The sequence below is a fragment of the Acidisphaera rubrifaciens HS-AP3 genome (assembly GCF_000964365.1).
GTDB classification, from domain to species: domain Bacteria; phylum Pseudomonadota; class Alphaproteobacteria; order Acetobacterales; family Acetobacteraceae; genus Acidisphaera; species Acidisphaera rubrifaciens.
In genome coordinates this window covers 1-16211 of sequence record NZ_BANB01000213.1, presented here as the reverse complement: position 1 = coordinate 16211, position 16211 = coordinate 1, and the positions used below count along the sequence as shown (strand labels likewise).

18 protein-coding genes and 1 pseudogene are annotated in these 16211 nt (G+C 70.6%); 10 read left to right on the top strand and 9 right to left on the bottom strand.

Annotation, left to right across the window (positions count from 1 at the left end):
* The 8 genes and pseudogenes from B8460_RS07410 to B8460_RS07375 all read left to right on the top strand — a co-directional run.
* A pseudogene (locus tag B8460_RS07410) lies at window positions 1-180 on the top strand (cysteine desulfurase); the annotation flags it as partial.
* 198 nt (window positions 181-378) lie between these two features.
* The gene (gene minC, locus B8460_RS07405) at window positions 379-1101 is read left to right on the top strand and encodes a septum site-determining protein MinC (RefSeq protein WP_084623310.1); all 723 of its coding nucleotides are present in this window, start codon (window positions 379-381) and stop codon (window positions 1099-1101) included.
* A gap of 21 nt (window positions 1102-1122) precedes the next feature.
* Window positions 1123-1959 (top strand): septum site-determining protein MinD, encoded by an 837-nt coding sequence (minD, locus tag B8460_RS07400; RefSeq protein ID WP_048860939.1) that lies wholly within the window; start codon window positions 1123-1125, stop codon window positions 1957-1959.
* A 15-nt stretch (window positions 1960-1974) separates the two neighbouring features.
* Window positions 1975-2256, top strand: coding sequence for a cell division topological specificity factor MinE (gene minE / locus B8460_RS07395; RefSeq protein WP_048860938.1), 282 nt, complete (start codon window positions 1975-1977; stop codon window positions 2254-2256).
* Window positions 2257-2263: 7 nt separating this feature from the next.
* On the top strand, window positions 2264-2836 hold the full coding sequence (locus B8460_RS07390) for a DUF4337 family protein (protein WP_048860937.1): 573 nt from the start codon (window positions 2264-2266) through the stop codon (window positions 2834-2836).
* Between the two features lie 77 nt (window positions 2837-2913).
* Window positions 2914-3855, top strand: a complete 942-nt coding sequence (locus B8460_RS07385) for a metal ABC transporter solute-binding protein, Zn/Mn family (protein WP_052945167.1) — start codon at window positions 2914-2916, stop codon at window positions 3853-3855.
* 28 nt (window positions 3856-3883) lie between these two features.
* Complete coding sequence (locus B8460_RS07380) at window positions 3884-4711, top strand: metal ABC transporter ATP-binding protein (RefSeq protein WP_048860945.1); 828 nt, start codon at window positions 3884-3886, stop codon at window positions 4709-4711.
* The gene (locus tag B8460_RS07375) at window positions 4698-5483 is read left to right on the top strand and encodes a metal ABC transporter permease (protein ID WP_048860944.1); all 786 of its coding nucleotides are present in this window, start codon (window positions 4698-4700) and stop codon (window positions 5481-5483) included. The genes B8460_RS07380 and B8460_RS07375 overlap by 14 nt, the downstream gene beginning before the upstream one ends.
* A 13-nt stretch (window positions 5484-5496) precedes the next feature.
* On the opposite strand, the gene B8460_RS07370 is transcribed toward B8460_RS07375, so the two are convergent.
* From B8460_RS07370 to B8460_RS07340, 7 genes are all read right to left on the bottom strand, one after another.
* Complete coding sequence (locus B8460_RS07370; protein ID WP_048860936.1) at window positions 5497-6591, bottom strand: TQO small subunit DoxD; 1095 nt, start codon at window positions 6589-6591, stop codon at window positions 5497-5499.
* Between the two features lie 19 nt (window positions 6592-6610).
* Complete coding sequence (locus B8460_RS07365; protein WP_307188629.1) at window positions 6611-7621, bottom strand: substrate-binding domain-containing protein; 1011 nt, start codon at window positions 7619-7621, stop codon at window positions 6611-6613.
* Between the two features lie 8 nt (window positions 7622-7629).
* On the bottom strand, window positions 7630-8412 hold the full coding sequence (gene tetH, locus B8460_RS23325) for a thiosulfate dehydrogenase (RefSeq protein WP_048860935.1): 783 nt from the start codon (window positions 8410-8412) through the stop codon (window positions 7630-7632).
* A gap of 111 nt (window positions 8413-8523) precedes the next feature.
* Window positions 8524-9318, bottom strand: coding sequence for a sulfite exporter TauE/SafE family protein (locus B8460_RS07355; RefSeq protein WP_048860934.1), 795 nt, complete (start codon window positions 9316-9318; stop codon window positions 8524-8526).
* Between the two features lie 52 nt (window positions 9319-9370).
* Window positions 9371-9805, bottom strand: coding sequence for an ArsR/SmtB family transcription factor (locus B8460_RS07350; RefSeq protein WP_052945164.1), 435 nt, complete (start codon window positions 9803-9805; stop codon window positions 9371-9373).
* The gene (locus tag B8460_RS07345) at window positions 9802-10497 is read right to left on the bottom strand and encodes a peroxiredoxin (protein WP_048860933.1); all 696 of its coding nucleotides are present in this window, start codon (window positions 10495-10497) and stop codon (window positions 9802-9804) included. Before B8460_RS07345 ends, B8460_RS07350 begins: the two co-directional genes overlap by 4 nt.
* Complete coding sequence (locus tag B8460_RS07340; RefSeq protein WP_048860932.1) at window positions 10497-10940, bottom strand: TIGR01244 family sulfur transferase; 444 nt, start codon at window positions 10938-10940, stop codon at window positions 10497-10499. Before B8460_RS07340 ends, B8460_RS07345 begins: the two co-directional genes overlap by 1 nt.
* Window positions 10941-11058: 118 nt before the next feature.
* Here B8460_RS07340 and B8460_RS07335 point away from each other — a divergent pair, with 118 nt between their 5' ends.
* Complete coding sequence (locus B8460_RS07335; protein WP_048860931.1) at window positions 11059-12339, top strand: NAD(P)/FAD-dependent oxidoreductase; 1281 nt, start codon at window positions 11059-11061, stop codon at window positions 12337-12339.
* Between the two features lie 9 nt (window positions 12340-12348).
* Here the strand turns inward: B8460_RS07335 and B8460_RS07330 are convergent, their stop codons facing one another.
* Window positions 12349-13086 (bottom strand): Crp/Fnr family transcriptional regulator, encoded by a 738-nt coding sequence (locus B8460_RS07330; RefSeq protein ID WP_241771137.1) that lies wholly within the window; start codon window positions 13084-13086, stop codon window positions 12349-12351.
* 212 nt (window positions 13087-13298) lie between these two features.
* Here B8460_RS07330 and tssH point away from each other — a divergent pair, with 212 nt between their 5' ends.
* Window positions 13299-15953 carry a type VI secretion system ATPase TssH gene (tssH, locus tag B8460_RS07325; RefSeq protein ID WP_048860929.1) on the top strand — a complete coding sequence of 885 codons (2655 nt, stop codon included), beginning with the start codon at window positions 13299-13301 and terminating at the stop codon, window positions 15951-15953.
* Between the two features lie 22 nt (window positions 15954-15975).
* On the opposite strand, the gene B8460_RS21730 is transcribed toward tssH, so the two are convergent.
* Window positions 15976-16211, bottom strand: a 236-nt coding sequence (locus B8460_RS21730; protein ID WP_048860928.1) for a hypothetical protein, incomplete at its 5' end; no start/stop codon positions are given.

Here is a 16211-nt window from a genome sequence, read left to right as displayed (position 1 = left end):
GCGTGCAGCTCGGGCAAGGTCGCGGCCAGTCACGTGCTGGCGGCCATGGGGCTCGGGCCGCTCGCGCGACAGGCGATCCGCGTGTCGCTGCCCTGGACCGCGACGGCCGGGGATGTGGCGCGGTTCAGCGCCGCCTACCCCGCGATGGCGGCGCGCCTGCGCCGGCACCTGGCGGCCTGATCGGGACGCCGGCGCGGCAGGCGCGCGCGGGGGGCTTCGCAGACTCGGGCGCGGCACCGCATGTTGCGGCCGGGCGACATGGTTACCGGCGCGTGACCACAATATACTGTGGTCTGCCCCGCCCGATATCCCCAGCATATTGTATCGACCGGAGTTTTCGGCGTTGACCCTGGCGGCGGCAACGGCTAGGTCGCTAGCGTGAGCCACGATCAGCGCCCCCGTCCACAGCTCCGAGTCCGCGGCCGGTCCTACATGGCCTTCGTGCTGCGGCCCGAATCCCCGCTGGTCGCCTGGCTGGAGGAGCTGGACGCGCAGCTGGCGCGCTCGCCCTCGTTCTTCCAGGGCCGCCCGGTGATCCTCGACCTGGCCGGCATCGCGCCCGGCGAGGCGGGCGTGGCCGGGCTTCTCGGCTGGCTGCACGATCGCGGCGTGCGGGTCATCGACACCGAAGGCTATGACGGCGTCCTGCCCGGCGCCGAACAGTGGGGACCAAGCCTCAGCGGCGGGCGGAACGGCGGCACCTATGACGTGCCCGACGATCCGGCCCCGCCGCCTCAGCCGACCGGCTTGCCGCCCGAGGACGCCGCCCTGATCGTGGACGAGCCGGTGCGGTCGGGGCAGTCGATCATCTTCCCGCGCGGCGACGTGACCGTGCTCGGCTCGGTCGCCTCGGGGGCCGAGGTGCTGGCCGGCGGGTCGATCCACATCTACGGCACGCTGCGCGGCCGGGCGGTCGCCGGCGCGATGGGCAACCCGCGCGCCCGCATCTTCTGCCGCCGGCTCGAGGCGGAATTGCTGGCCATCGACGGGCTGTACCGCACGGCCGACGACATCGACGCGGCGCTGCGCGGACGCGCGGTGCAGGCGTGGCTTACGGGCGGGACCGCGCATGGCAGCTTCGCCATCGCGCCGCTGACCTAACAACGGATACAGGGGGACGGCATGGCCAGGGTCGTGGTGGTGACTTCCGGCAAGGGCGGGGTGGGGAAGACGACCACCACCGCCGCGATCGGCGCCGCGCTGGCGCAGACGGGCGGTGCCGGCGGCAAGGGCGGCGAGCGGGTCGTCGTGGTCGATTTCGATGTCGGGCTGCGCAACCTCGACCTGATCATGGGCGCCGAGCGTCGCGTCGTGTTCGACCTGATCAACGTCATCCAGGGCGACGCGAAGCTGCATCAGGCGCTGATACGCGACAAGCGGATCGAAAACCTCGCGCTGCTGCCGGCGTCGCAGACCCGCGACAAGGACGCGCTGACCGCCGAGGGCGTGGCCCAGGTGATCGCCGAACTGCGGGAGAAGTTCGACTGGATCATCTGCGACAGTCCCGCCGGCATCGAGCGCGGCGCGGCGCTCGCGATGCACCATGCCGACACGGCGATCATCGTGACCAACCCGGAAGTCTCCTCGGTGCGCGACTCCGACCGCATCATCGGCCTGCTCGACAGCAAGACCGAACGCGCGGCCAAGGGCGAGCGGGTGGAAAAGCACCTGCTGCTGACGCGCTACGACCCGGTCCGGGCGGCGCGCGGCGACATGCTGAAGACCGAGGACGTGCTGGAGATCCTGTCGATCCCGCTGCTCGGCATCATCCCGGAAAGCCAGGAAGTGCTGCGCGCGTCCAATCTCGGCGCGCCGGTGACCCTCAACGCGCCCGACAGCGCGCCCGCCCGCGCCTATGCCGATGCGGTGCGGCGTCTGCGCGGCGAGACGCTGGACATGGTGGTGCCGACCGAACGGCGCGGCTTCGTCGATCGCCTGTTCGGCCGACGCGTCGCCTGAGCGGGAGCAAAGCGCATGAGTATCTTCAGCTTCTTCGTCCGGCGCGGCACCGCGCCGGTCGCGCGCGAGCGATTGCAGATCCTGCTCGCCCACGAGCGTGTGGCGACCTCGGGCGAGGGCGGCGACGTCGTCGCCCTGCTGCGCGAGGAAATTCTCGCGGTGATCGCCAAGCACTTCCCGATCGAGCGCGACCGGGTGCAGGTGAAGCTCGATCGCGGCAGCACGGTCTCCACCCTCGAGATCGGCGTGGAAATGCCGGTCGACGCCAAGCTCGGGCCGCGCGCCCGGGTCGCCTGATCCCGGCATGTCGGACAGTCTCGACCACGCCCGCGAGGGGATCGAGCACGCGCACCATGCCGCGCCGTCCGACCGCTTCGCCCGTCGCGTCGCCGTCCTGATCGCAGCCCTCGCCGCCCTGCTCGCGATCGCCGAAATGGGCGAGAAGAGCGCGCAGAACGACTATCTGACGCGCCACATCGCGCTGAGCGACAACTGGGCCTTTTATCAGGCCAAGCTTCTCCGCTCGAATCTTGCCGCCGCCGAGGCCGATATCCTGCAATCCCTGCCGGGCGCCGATCCGGCCCGCGTCGCGGCCGCCCGCAAGACGGCGCAACGCCTCGCCGACGATCCGGCGACGCAGGGCGCGAAGCAGCTGCGCGCGCAGGCCGAGCAACTCACCGCCGCGCGCGACGCGACCTTCCACCGCTATCACGCGCTGGAGGTGGTGGTCGGCGCCGTCCAGATCGCCATCGTGCTGGCCTCCATCGCGGTGGTGACGCGGCAGCGGTGGCTGGTCCTGGTCGCCGGCCTGATCGGCGCCCTCGGCACGCTGGCCTGCGCCGCCGTCTGGAGTGGGGCCGCCGCATCCCTGCTCTGAGCACGGCCGGCGCCCTCGACACAGGGTATGTTATAATATAACGCTTCCTTCGCCGCTGCGGGGCGACACCCCGCAGCATGAGCGGAGGGACGAGCGTGCCGATCAATCCGACATGCCTGTATCGCCGGCTGCTGCTGCCGCTTGGCGCGGCGCTGCTGGCGACGTTGCTGCCCGGCCTTGCCGGCGGCGCGCGCGCGGCCGGGACGGAGCCGGTCGCGATCGTCGCGGCCGAAAACATGTACGGCGACGTCGCCGCGCAGATCGGCGGCGACGCCGTGCACGTGACGAGTATCCTGAGCAACCCCGATCAGGACCCGCATCTGTTCGAGGCCAGCCCCTCGGTCGGGCGCGCCCTGTCCAAGGCCCGGATCGTGATCTACAGCGGCATCGACTATGACCCCTGGATGGCCAAGCTGCTGGCCGCCACGCACGGCGGGGCCGGGGCGGCGAAGCGCGTGACCCTGGTCGTCGCGGCGCTCGGCGGCCATCACGACGGCGACAACCCGCATGTCTGGTACGATCAGGCCACCATGCAGGCCTATGCGCGGGCGCTCGCGGCGGCGCTGACGACGGCCGATCCGGGACATGCGGACGGCTATAGCCGGCGGCTGGCCGCGTTCGAGGCGTCGATGGCCCCGATCGCCGCCCGCATCGCGGCGCTGCGCGCGACCTGTCAGGGCGACGCCGTCACCGCGACCGAACCCGTCTATGGCTATATGTTCGCAGCCCTCGGCCTTCAGGTGCGCAACATGGCGTTCCAGCTCGCGGTGATGAACAACACCGAACCAAGCGCCCGCGACGTCGCGGCGTTCGAGGACGATCTGCGTCAGCACCGCGTGCGCCTGCTGCTCTACAACAGCCAGGCGACCGACCCGATCGCGACCCGCATGATGCACATCGCTGGGGCGGCGCATGTGCCGGTGGTCGGCGCCACGGAGACCGAGCCCGCGGGCATGACTTATCAGCGCTGGATGCTGGACGGGCTCGACCGCGTGGACCGGGCGCTGCGGTCGCGATGACGAACGGGCGGGCGCGGCGGCCCGGATGATGGACGCGCCCGGCACGCCCGCGGTCGCGCTGCGCGACGTCACCCTGCGCCTCGGCGGGCGGCCGGTGCTCGACGCGGTGACGCTGGCGATCGGCGCCTGCGAGTTCGTCGGCGTGCTCGGCCCCAACGGCGCCGGCAAGACCACGCTGATGCGCACCATCCTCGGCCTCGTGCAGCCCGAGCGCGGGACGGTGCAGGTGCTGGGTCGCGCCGCCGCGCGCGGCAACCCCGCCGTCGGCTACATGCCGCAGTCGCGCGTGGCTCTTCCCACCACGCGCCTCACCGGACAGCAGATGGTCGCCGCCACGGTCCGGGGCGAGCGCCTCGGCCTGCCGTCTGCCGGCCACGCGACCCGCGCCGAGGTGGACCGCGTGCTCGGGCTGGTGGACGCGCGCGCGCTCGCGCGACGGCCGATGGCCGAGATGTCGGGGGGCGAGCGTCAGCGCGTCCTGCTGGCGCAGGCGCTGGTCGGGCGGCCGCGGCTGCTGCTGCTGGACGAGCCGCTGATCAGCCTCGATCCGCACCACCAGCACGACGTGATCGCGCTGGTGCGGCATGTGCAACTGTCGCTCGGCATCACCGTGCTGTTCAGCGCGCACGAGCTCAACCCGCTGCTCGGGGTGCTCGACCGGGTGCTCTATCTCGGCGGCGGCCGCGCGGCGCTCGGCACGGTGGACGAGGTCATCACCGGCCCGGTGCTGTCACGCCTCTACGGCGCGGAGATCGACGTGGTGCGGCTGCATGGCCGCATCTTCGTCATGGCCGGGCGCCAGGAGGTCGCGCATTGCAGCCACCATGCGGGAGCGTCCGACGATGTTCGCGTATGACTTCATGCAGAACGCCTTCGCCGCCGCGGGCATCGTCGCGGTGCTCGCGGGCGTCGTCGGTTACTTCATGGTGCTGCGCGGCCAGACCTTCGCCGGGCACGCGCTGTCGCATGTCGGCTTCACCGGGGCCACCGGCGCCGTGCTGGTCGGCCTGTCGCCGCTCGCCGGCATGATGGGCATGACGGTCGCGGCAGGCGTCGCGATGGGGATGCTGGGCGAGCGGCTGGCGCATCGCGACGTGGCGATCGGCATCGTGCTGTCGCTGTCGCTCGGCTTCGGGCTGCTGTTCCTGCATTTCTACACGGCCTTCGCGACGCAGGCGACGGCGCTGCTGTTCGGCAACGTGCTGGCGGTGGACGCGGCGACGGTGTGGACGCTGCTCGCGGTCGGCATCCTCTGCCTCGGCGCGCTCGGCGTGATCATGCGCCCGCTGCTGTTCGCCAGCCTCCAGCCGGAACTGGCGGAGGCACGCGGCGTGCCGGTGCGCGGCTTCGGCATGATCTTCCTCGCCGTCGTGGCGCTGGCGACGGCCGCGTGCGCGCAGATCGTGGGCGTGCTGCTGGTGTTCACCCTGATGGTCGGACCGGCCGCCGCGGCACTGCGCGTGACCGGCAGCGTCGGGCGCGGCCTGTTGCTGGCCGCCGCCCTGGCGCTCGCGGAGGCATGGGTCGGCATCGCCGTTGCCTATGTCACCGACTGGCCGAGCAGCTTCTGGATCACCGCGCTCAGCGGCGCCGCCTATCTGCTGGCGGTCGCCGCCGTGCGCGGCTGAACGGCGTCGCCGACTATTCCGCGCCCGCCGCCAGAACGGCGGTGAAGCTGCGGCCGTTGACATCGGTCAGCCGCAGCGTCTGCCCGGCCGCCGCATGGCCGCCCGTGGCGGGCGGGAGCGTGACGGTCGCCTTGGCGCCCATCGCGGCGACCAACCCGTACGGACCCGCCTTGAACTTGTTGTACGCGTAGTCGTTGCGGATCGCGGCGGCCGGCAGATGCGTGAGCGTCGCGGTGTCCCACGTCGCGACCGCCGCGCCGTCGGTCCCCATCACCTCGGCCTTCATCACGTGCGCCGGCGCCTCCGGCGTGCCGCCGTCGAGGTAGATATGGAAGCGCACGCTGCCGTCGGGCAGGACCGCGCCCTGCGTGATGGTGAAGTGGTGCTTCGTCGGGCTGACCGGGCCGCCGTGGAACGGCGTCACGACCGAGCCGCGGTAGTAGCTGTAGGTGGCCACATCGAAGGCGAGCACGCCGGCCAGCACGACAAGCCCGAGCACGCGGAACGCCTCGTCGCGCATCGGCAGCGGCAGGCTGCCGCCCGCCCAGCGGAACCAGGGACGCAGGCCGAGCCGCGCGTCGTTGCGCAGCAGCAGGTTGTCGAGCGAATAGGCGCCGCTGCCGGCCAGCATCAGCGTGGCACCCATGGCGAGGTTGCACGCCGCCATCGTCCATTCGTCGATGCAGGTCGCACCCTGCCAGCCGAACATCAGCATGAGCAGCACGGAGAAGATCATCGACAGCAGCGCCGCGGCGCGGGTGAACAGCCCGGCGATCAGCGCCGCGCCCACCACGAGCTCCGCCGCGCTGAACAGGATCACGCCCGCATACAACAGCCAGAAATGCTGAAGCATGTACGAGATCACGTGGTCGAGGCCGAGCAGCGCGCCGGGCATCGCGCTCTGGAACTTGTTCGCCATCCAGGTCGGCTGCGTCCAGTCGAGCTTGGACGGCGCGTAGATGAACCGGCGCGATCCGCCGCCCCAGTAGATGAACCCCTGGATGCAGCGCACGGACAGCATCGCGATCGCCGCGATGCGCCAGTTCCGCTCACCCGGCGTCGCCGTGTCGATCAGCGTGCCGATGCGACTCGAAGCAACCGTTGCCATTGACTGTCCCCCCGTCCCGTCACTCGGCCTGTTTGTAGGGCTTGAAGCCGTAGCGTTCGAAGATCGTCAGCGCGGTGTCCGAATGGATGAAGGCCAGCCACGCCCGCGCCGCGTCCGGATGCATCGCGCCCTTGACCACGGCGCCGGCATAGATCGCGGTGCTGTTCTGCGACGCCGGGATCTCGACATGCGTGATCGGATGGCCGGCCTGTTCCTGGAACATCGCCTCGGACTGCCAGGTAACACCGGCATCGCCGCGGCCCTGCATCAGGAACAGCGGCGTCTGCCGGTGATGGATGTGCGTCAGGATGGTGGTGCCGTCGTGCACCTTGGTCGCGTACACGGCCTCCGCCAGCGCGTCGCCGCCGGCCTTGACGAGCGACGCCTTGATCTGCCGGGCGATGCCCTCGTAGGCAGGATTGGGCATGACGAGCCGGATGCCGGGCTTGCCGAGATCGGCGAGGCCGGTGACATGCCCCGGATTGCCCTTCGGCACCATGATGGTCAGCGTGTTCGTCACGTACGGAACGGCCGGGCCGTCCAGGACGCCGTCGGCGATCAGCTGCTTGATCTTGGCGAAGCCGGCGAAATAGGCGTCCGCCTTCACCGTCCACGTCATGTTGCCGCACGTGACCGTGCCGCCCGCCTTGATCTGCTGCACGAGCAGGCCCGGCGGGATCGTCTCCCAGTAGATGTGGCCGCGATAGGCGGGATTGGCCTTCTCGAACGCCGCGACCAGCGGCGCCATGGCGAAGTAGTAATTACCCCCGACAAAAAGCGCGAGCTTCGGATCGATGGGATCGCCGTGGAAATCCGCGAGCACGTCCACCTCGGGCACGGTGAACGACAGGCCGCGCGGGGTCGCGTCGTTGTTCGCGCCGTTCTGCCAGGGTGGAAACACATCCTCGGGCGGCTGCGCCATCGCCGGCAACGCGAGCGGCAGCGCCAGCGCGAGCAGCGCCGCAAGCCCGCGCAGGCGTCCGGCCCGCCGCCGCGTCATGTCGCGCATCCCCACGCCCCGCCGCGTCATGACAGACCTCATATCGCGTAGGCGTAATGAAACCCGGCGCCCTGCAGCTCCGGGATCGTTGCGACGACGCCGGGCGTGAGGACGGCCTGCGGGATCAGGTGATTGGTCAGCTCGGCCGCCAGCGCCTCGTGCGAGAGCTTGTCGGGATTGGCGCCCGTCTTGATCAGTTTCTCCGAGACCTCCCAGATGGCGTTATGGCACGCGAGAAACACCACGCCGCGCCGCTGCAGCGCCGGGATGGAGTTGTCGTGCGGGGAGAACGCGCCCTCCGGGTCCTGGTACTTCGCCGGATCGGCGGCACCGGCCTTCTGCTCCTCGATCAGCGTGTTGGTCTTGAACTTGTCCTTCGTCAGCTTCGCGAAGCCATACTTGTCCCACATCGCCTGATCGTACAGCGCCAGATGCGCACTGCCATGCGTCGCCGAGACCACGAGGAAGTCCGGATGACGGAACGACCAGACCTGCGCATTGAGCGAGTTGCGCATCAGATTGAGCCACGGTCCGGCGATGTCGGTGTTGTCCCACACCTGCCGCGGGCCGCCGCGATAGGACATCACCTCCGTCAGCGCCGCGTGGTCCCAGAAATCCTGGTTGTCGAGGATCATCGGCACCGTCTTGTAATCGCGCCGCCGCGGCGCCTTGGCCAGACGGTCGACGAGCCCTTGCAGCGTGGCCGCTCCCTGCGGCAGCAGCGACGCCTCCGCCGCAGCGGCACGACCGCCCGCGATCCCCACCGCGCCGGCGGCGACGGCGAGGCCTGCCTGCATCAGCGCCGTGCGACGTGCCGGCATCGGTCCACCGTGTTGTGTCATCCCAGTTCGCTCCCCTGCGTGGCGGCCTGAGGCCGCGTTGTGGGCCGCCGGTCAACCGATCGGCAGCAAGACAGGCGTGGCGGCGCGGCGTCAGATCAGACCCATCACCACCGCGTTGCGGTACAGCATATAGAAGGCGACGATGAAGACGATGCCCGCGAAGATCTGCGTCAGCAGCGCCTTGCTGCCCGCGAGACGCACCGCCAGCATCATCCCGAGTACGCCGCCGGCCAGCCCACCCGCGATGTACTCGCCGGCGATCAGCCACGCGACCTGCCCGGACAGGGCATAGGTCACGGCGGTGGTCAGCCCGAAGCTGCCGACCGCCAGCAGCGACGACCCGACCGCGAAGATCATCGGCATGCCGGTCGAAAACAGCAGCCCCGGCACGATCAGGAAGCCGCCGCCTATGCCGAAGAAACCAGACAGCGCCCCCACGGCCAGCGCCGTCAGCACCACCAGGACGAGGTTGCGCGCCGATGTCTCGTCCGCCTCTGCCGTGCCCTGCGCGTTGCGCACCGGCGCGGCGCGCGCCCGGCGGAGCATCAGGACGCCGACCACGATCATCAGGATGGCGAACAGGAACAGCAGCCGGTGGCCGTCGAAGCTTTTCCCCAGATAGGACCCGATCGCGGCACCCGCCACGCCCACGACGGCGAACAGCACCGCGCTGCGCCAGCGCACGTTGCCGGCGCGCGCATGACCGCCGAAATTGGCGAAGGCGTTGACCGAGACCGCGAGCGCGCCGGTGCCGATCGCCTCGTGCGGCTGCAGCCCGACCACGTACAGCAGCAGCGGCGTCGCGAGGATCGAGCCGCCGCCGCCGATCAGGCCGAGGGTGAAGCCCACCAGCCCGCCAGACAGCACCGCGAGCAGGGAATGCATGACGTCCACGAACGAAGCTCCTAGCGCAAACGCCGGCTTGGGGCGGCGCGGATCACGGGTCGCCGCCCTCGATGACGGCAAAGACGGCGGCCTCTACCGGCCCGGCGGCTCCACCGGACGCGGACGCGCCGAGCGGCGTGTCCGGCACCGGATCGAACGCCGGATCAAGCGCCGGATGCGGTGACCGTTGGGGCGCGGACGCGCCGAAACCAGCCGCGATCGACGCCACCAGGCGCTGCGCCCCGGCGTCGGCCAGGCTGTAGAAGACGGTGCGCGACTCGCGGCGCGCGGTGACCAGCCCGGCCTCACGCAGGTCGCCCAGATGCTGTGACAGGTTGGGCTGGCGCAGCCCCAGGCTCGTCTCGATCGTCGCGACCGACACCTCGCCCTGCAGCAGGCGCAGCGCGATGCGCAACCGCGCGGGATTGGCCAGCGTGCGCAGCCGGGGCACCGCCGCGTCCACGTCGATCGGATCGGCCGCCGTCATGGGCGCCGGTCCCCGGCGCGCGCGGCGGCGAGGCTGGCGGTGCGGTAATACCAGTCGGACCGTTCGGCGCCGCGCCGGTCCATCTCCTCGACGGTGAGCGGCGCGGGCAGGATCACGTCCTCGCCCGGCCGCCAGCCCTCGGGCGTGGAGACGCCGCTCGCATCCGTCGTCTGCAACGCGGCAACAAGCCGCAGCAGTTCGTCGACGTTGCGGCCGGTCGTCATCGGATACCAGGTGATCGCGCGGATGATGCCCGCCGGATCGATCACGAACACAGCGCGCACCATCGCCGAGTTCGGGGCGCGCGGCGCGATCATGCCATACGCCCGCGCGATCGCCATCGACGGGTCCTCGATGATCGGGAACGGGATGGTCACGCCGAAATGATCGCGGATGCAGCGCACCCAGGCGAGATGGGAGAACAGGCTGTCCACCGACAGCGCCAGCAGCGCGCAGCCGAGCGCCTCGAACTCCTCCGCCGCGCGCGCGAACGCCACGAACTCGCTGGTGCAGACGGGCGTGAAGTCGGCCGGGTGGGAGAACAGCAGCAGCCAGCGCCCCCGATAATCCGTCAGCGCCCGCTCGCCCATCGTCGTGCGGGCGCGAAAGCCTGGCGCAGGGTCATGCAGCAGCGGAGGCGACGCGGCCGGCGGATCGATGGCCACGGACACGCCGTCGCGCGGATCGGGCATCAACGCGCGTCCGGCGCGGCGGCGTGACGATCCAGCCAGGACAGCGCGTCGGTGACGCCGATGCCGCTGCGCGCGCCGGCCGCGCCCACTTCGGCGCGGGTCATGTCGCCGGCCAGCACCTCGCCGATGAACCAGAGATTGGCCGAGCGCGTGCCGGAGCGGCAATGCGCATGCACCGGCCCGTCGGCGGACAGCACGGCGTCGCGGAAGGCGTCGACGTCCTCGGCGCGGACGGCGGGAAACGCGACCGGGATGTGGATATACTCCAGCCCGCACGCGGCCGCGTGGCCCGCCGCCGCGGCCGCGGTCAGCTGCCCGGGCGCCTCGCCGTCGGGACGGTTGTTGATGACGCGGCGCACGCCCGCGGCGGCGAGCGCCGGGAAATCCGCGGCCTCGAGCTGCCCGGAGACGCTCAACCGGTCCGTGAGCGGGATCGCCTTCATGACACCTCCTGCCGCCCGGCCGCGCGCGACGGCCGAGATCGTCGATTAAGCTATCTTTCTAAGTTGCGATTTGCAAGTATTGACCGGGGACAAGGCAACAGACACGGGGAGAAGAAAATTGGAAACGCCCAGCCAGACGCGCGGCCCGGATCAGGTTCCTGCGGGCGAGCGCCCCAGCTATGACGTCGTCATCGTCGGCGGCGGTGCCGCCGGCATCACCACCGCCGCGGAACTGCGCCGCCACCGCCCGGCGCTGTCGGTCGCGATCATCGAACCGTCCGAGACGCATGCCTATCAGCCCGGCTGGACGTTGGTCGGGGCGGGCGTGTTCACCCTGCGCCAGACGATCCGCCAGGAATCGAGCCTGATCCCCCCCGGCGTGACCTGGCTGCGCGCCGCCGCCGCCGCGTTCCAACCCGAGGCGAACGCGGTCGAACTCGCCGACGGGCGGCATGTCGGCTACCGGTTCCTCGTCGTGTGCCCGGGACTGCAGCTCGACTGGGACAAGGTCGCCGGCCTGCGCGAGGCGCTCGGCAAGAACGGCGTGTGCAGCAACTATTCGGCTGAGTCGGTCGAATACACGTGGCAGTGCGTCCAGGCGCTGCGTGGCGGCACCGCGCTGTTCACGCAGCCGCCGATGCCGATCAAATGCGCCGGCGCGCCGCAGAAGATCATGTATCTCACCGCCGACCACCTGCGCGGCCACGGGCGGCTCAAGGACACGAAGATCGAGTTCTGCCTCGCCGGCGACGTGCTGTTCGGCGTGCCCTTCTTCGTGCCGCCGCTACAGAAGACGGTCGACCGCTACGGCATCGCGGTCAATTACAAGTGGAACCTGAAGGCCGTGGACGGTCCGGCGCGCAAGGCGATCTTCGCCACGACCGGGGCCGACGGCAGCACGACGGAGGTGGTGCGCGATTTCGACATGCTGCATGTCACGCCGCCGCAAAGCGCGCCCGACTTCATCAAGCGCAGCCCGCTCGCCAATCCCGGCGGCTGGGTGGAGGTCGATGCCGCGACGCTGCGCCACACGCGCTTTGACAACGTCTTCGCCCTCGGCGACGCAGCGGGCACGACGAACACCAAGACGGCGGCGGCCGTGCGGCTGCAGGCGCCGGTGGTGGTGCGCAACCTGCTCGCGGCGGCGGACCGGCGCGATCCCGCATCGGCCTATGACGGATACGGCTCCTGCCCGCTGACGACCGGCTATGGCGAGGTCGTGCTCGCGGAGTTCGGCTACGGCGGCAAGGTGATGCCGAGCTTCCCCCTCGATCCCCGCGTGCCGCGCCGCAGCGCGTGGCTGCTCAAGACGAAGTTCCTGCCGATGCTGTACTGGCGCTTCATGCTGCGCGGAAGCGAGATCGACATCCGGCACAAGGAACGCAGCTTCGCCGCCTGACGCCACCTCTCATACCGCGCCGGCCGCAAGCCGCTCCAGATAGGGGCGGTCGGTGATGACGACCTCATGACTGCTCGGCGTGCGGATACGCCCGTCGGCGCGGAAGCGGCTGAAGGTGCGGCTGACCGTCTCGATGGTCAGACCGAGATGATCGGCGATGTCTCCGCGCGTCATCGGCAGACGTACCCGCTCGGCCGGCGGGGCGCGCGGGTCGGCCTGACGGCTCCAGCCCAGCAGGAACGTCGCGAGACGTTCCTGCGCGCTTTTGCGGCCGAGCAGCAGGATCTGCTCCTGCGCCGCGATCAATTCCTGGCACGCCGTCCGCAGCAGCCGCTCCTCCACCTGCGGACAATCATCCATCAGCCGGCGCAGCCGCGACCGCGAGAAGCGGCAGGCACGCACCGGCTCGATGGCCTGGACGCTGAACGTGTAGGTATCGGTGACGGCAAGGCCGAGGAAATGCCCGGTGCCCGCGAAGCCGGTGATCTGCTGGCGTCCGTCGGGCAGCAGCTTGTAGAGCTTGACCGTGCCGCTGGTGACGTTGAAGAAATCCTCGGCCGCCGCGCCCTGTTCGATGAACACCTGCCCCTTCGCGTAGTCGCGCACCACGGCGAGCGTGGCGAGCATCGACAGCGCGTCGTCGGGGACGGCGCTGCACAGGCTATGGGGCCGCGCCTGGCAGTACGCGCACGGCTCTCGCCGACTCTCGCCCGCCGCCGCGCTGGTCATCCGCATGGATACGCCCACTCCACTGATCCTTCGGCCGGTCGGCCTCGCCGAACATCGCCGCCGGACATGACAACGGATCACCGCGGGGGCCGCGGCACCTTGATCTGCCTCAGTCCGCCGGCGGAAAGCGTCCACCTTGCCGCCCGCCGGACCCTCTCCTAGCCTGTCCGCACGCACCAACCGGCACGTGGCCGCCCATCGCGGCATACGGCGCACAAGCGAGGCACCGCATGGCCGCTCTGGACCTGAAGCTGCTGATCGGGCGGCTCGATGACGTCGCGCGCCGCACCCTGGAAGCGGCGGCGGGGCTGACGCTGTCGCGCAGCCATTACAATGTCGAGATCGAGCACTGGCTGCTGCGCCTCACCGAAGAAACCGGCAGCGACTTCGCCGCGGTCCTGGCGCATTACGCGATCGATCCGGGGCAGCTTGCCGCCGACCTCAACCGGGCGCTCGACCGCATGCGGACGGGCAACGCGCGGGCGCCGTCGCTCTCGCCCGAAGTGGTGGAACTCGCCAAGCAGGCGTGGCTGCTCGCGTCGGTGGAGCACGGGCTCGCGCGCACCCCGACCGGCCATCTGCTGTGGGCGCTGCTCGCCGACGACACGCTGGCGCGGCGCGCGCGCGACGCCTCGGCGTTGCTTGCCTCCATACCGGTCGACGCGCTGCGGCGCGACCTGCGCGTCATCACGGCCGACACCGCCGAGGCGTCGTCCGGCGACGCGGACCCGCCCGCTGCCACCGCCGCGCGCACCCCCTCCGACGGACGGGCAGCGGGGAGCGTGCCCGCGGGCGGCGGCGGGCCGCTCGATCAATACACGCAGGACCTGACGGCGCAGGCGCGGGCCGGGCGCATCGACCCGATCCTCGGGCGCGACAGCGAAATCCGGCAGATGATCGATATCCTGACGCGGCGGCGGCAGAACAACCCGATCCTCACCGGCGAGGCGGGTGTCGGCAAGACAGCGGTGGTCGAGGGTTTCGCCGCGCGCATCGCCGCCGGCGACGTGCCACCCGCGCTGCGCAACGTTGTTCTGCGCACGCTCGATCTCGGTCTGCTGCAAGCCGGCGCGGGGGTGAAGGGCGAGTTCGAAAACCGGCTGAAATCGGTGATCGAGGCGGTGAAGGCGAGCCCGGCGCCGATCATCCTGTTCATCGACGAGGCGCACACGCTGATCGGCGCGGGGGGCGCGGCGGGACAGGGCGACGCCGCCAACCTGCTCAAGCCGGCGCTGGCGCGCGGCGAACTGCGCACCGTCGCCGCCACGACCTGGGCCGAATACAAGAAGTATTTCGAAAAGGACGCCGCCCTCACCCGCCGCTTTCAGGTCGTCAAGGTGGAGGAGCCGGCCGAGCCGGTCGCGGTGGCGATGGTGCGTGGCATGGTCGCGACGCTGGAACGCCATCACGGCGTGCGCATCCTCGACGAGGCGGTGGAGGCGGCGGTGCGCCTGTCCGCCCGCTATATCCCGAGCCGTCAGCTGCCGGACAAGGCGGTCTCGCTGATCGACACCGCCTGCGCACGCGTGGCGATGAGCCAGTCGGCGGTGCCGGCACCGATCGAGGACCGGCAGCGGCGGATCGCCCTGATCGATACCGAAACGGGCATCCTGGAGCGGGAAAGCGCCGCCGGCATCGACCACGCCGCGCGACTGGCGGAGCTTGTCGCCGAACGCGCCACGGCGGCCGAGGAGCTCGCGGCGCTGCAGGCGCGATGGGAGACGGAACGCAAGCTCGCCGACGACATCGCCGCCGCCCGCACCGCGATCGAGAACCCGGACGAGGCGGGCGACAAGGACGACCTGCGTCGTCGTCTCGCGGAGGCATCCGACGAGCTGCGCCGCGTGCAGGGCGAGCAGCCGCTGATTTTCCCGGTCGTCGACACCCAGGCGGTTGCCGAGATCGTGCAGGGCTGGACCGGCATCCCCGCCGGACGCATGCAGACCGACGAGATCCGCACGGTGCTCCATCTGCGGGACGCCATGGAAAAGCGCATCGTCGGCCAGAGCCACGCGCTGGAGGCCGTCGCGCAGGCGATCCGCACCTCGCGCGCCGGGCTGACCGATCCGCGCAAGCCGATCGGCGTGTTCCTGATGGTCGGCACCTCCGGCACCGGCAAGACGGAAACCGCGCTCACGCTCGCGGACCTGCTGTACGGCGGCGAACAGAATCTCACCGTCATCAACATGACCGAGTTCAAGGAGGAGCATAAGGTCAGCCTGCTGATGGGCAGCCCGCCAGGCTATGTCGGCTATGGCGAAGGCGGCATCCTGACCGAGGCGGTACGCCGGCGCCCCTATTCCGTGGTGCTGCTCGACGAGATGGAAAAGGCGCATCCCGGCGTGCAGGACATCTTCTTCCAGGTGTTCGACAAGGGGATGATGAAGGACGGCGAGGGCCGCGACATCGACTTCAAGAACACCGTGCTGATCATGACGTCGAATGCCGGGACAGACCTCATCACCCGCCTGTTCGCCGATCCCGCCGCCGCGCCGGACGCGACCGGCCTCGCGGATGCGCTGCGGCCGGAGCTGATGAAGTATTTCAAGCCCGCCTTCCTCGGCCGCGTGACGCTGGTGCCGTATTTCCCGCTGTCGGACGCGGTGATCCGCCAGATCGTCGAACTGCAGCTCGGCGGCATCCGGCAGCGCGTGAAATCGGCCTATGGCGCGGGCTTCAGCTACACGCCCGACCTCGTGGACACGATCGCCGCGCGCTGCACCGAAAGCAGCTCCGGTGCCCGCAATATCGAGAACATCCTCTCCCGCACCCTCCTGCCCGAACTCTCCGCCGAGGCGCTGGGCCGGATGGCGGAGGGCACGCCGATCAACGACATCGCGATCGGCGTCACGCCGGAAGGGCGCTTCAGCTACGACCTGAGCTGACTTGACCTGATGGCCTCGCGCCTCAGCGCGTCAGGCCGGTCAACCGCTTCCAGCCGCCGGGCGGCGCGGGAAACACGACCACGTCGCCGAGGCTTATGTCGCGGGGATTCATCGCCGCCACGACCTCGAACGGCGGCGCCTGCAGCCCGCGATAGACCCGGTCATACAGGCCGCGCAGCGTATCGTTCGCCTTGGCGATCACCAGAAGCCCCGGCCCCGCCGGCCGCGGCGGCGCCGCGCGCGCGGCCTCGCCCGCCG

Excerpts from the sequence above, each read along its gene's own strand:
- minD (WP_048860939.1), top strand. The coding sequence starts at position 1,123 with ATGGCCAGGGTCGTGGTGGTGACTTCCGGCAAGGGCGGGGTGGGGAAG.
- minE (WP_048860938.1), top strand. The coding sequence starts at position 1,975 with ATGAGTATCTTCAGCTTCTTCGTCCGGCGCGGCACCGCGCCGGTCGCG.
- B8460_RS07390 (WP_048860937.1), top strand. The coding sequence starts at position 2,264 with ATGTCGGACAGTCTCGACCACGCCCGCGAGGGGATCGAGCACGCGCAC.
- B8460_RS07385 (WP_052945167.1), top strand. The coding sequence starts at position 2,914 with ATGAGCGGAGGGACGAGCGTGCCGATCAATCCGACATGCCTGTATCGC.
- B8460_RS07380 (WP_048860945.1), top strand. The coding sequence starts at position 3,884 with ATGGACGCGCCCGGCACGCCCGCGGTCGCGCTGCGCGACGTCACCCTG.
- B8460_RS07375 (WP_048860944.1), top strand. The coding sequence starts at position 4,698 with ATGTTCGCGTATGACTTCATGCAGAACGCCTTCGCCGCCGCGGGCATC.
- B8460_RS07370 (WP_048860936.1), bottom strand. The coding sequence starts at position 6,591 with ATGGCAACGGTTGCTTCGAGTCGCATCGGCACGCTGATCGACACGGCG.
- B8460_RS07365 (WP_307188629.1), bottom strand. The coding sequence starts at position 7,621 with ATGACGCGGCGGGGCGTGGGGATGCGCGACATGACGCGGCGGCGGGCC.
- tetH (WP_048860935.1), bottom strand. The coding sequence starts at position 8,412 with ATGCCGGCACGTCGCACGGCGCTGATGCAGGCAGGCCTCGCCGTCGCC.
- B8460_RS07355 (WP_048860934.1), bottom strand. The coding sequence starts at position 9,318 with ATGCATTCCCTGCTCGCGGTGCTGTCTGGCGGGCTGGTGGGCTTCACC.
- B8460_RS07350 (WP_052945164.1), bottom strand. The coding sequence starts at position 9,805 with ATGACGGCGGCCGATCCGATCGACGTGGACGCGGCGGTGCCCCGGCTG.
- B8460_RS07345 (WP_048860933.1), bottom strand. The coding sequence starts at position 10,497 with ATGCCCGATCCGCGCGACGGCGTGTCCGTGGCCATCGATCCGCCGGCC.
- B8460_RS07340 (WP_048860932.1), bottom strand. The coding sequence starts at position 10,940 with ATGAAGGCGATCCCGCTCACGGACCGGTTGAGCGTCTCCGGGCAGCTC.
- tssH (WP_048860929.1), top strand. The coding sequence starts at position 13,299 with ATGGCCGCTCTGGACCTGAAGCTGCTGATCGGGCGGCTCGATGACGTC.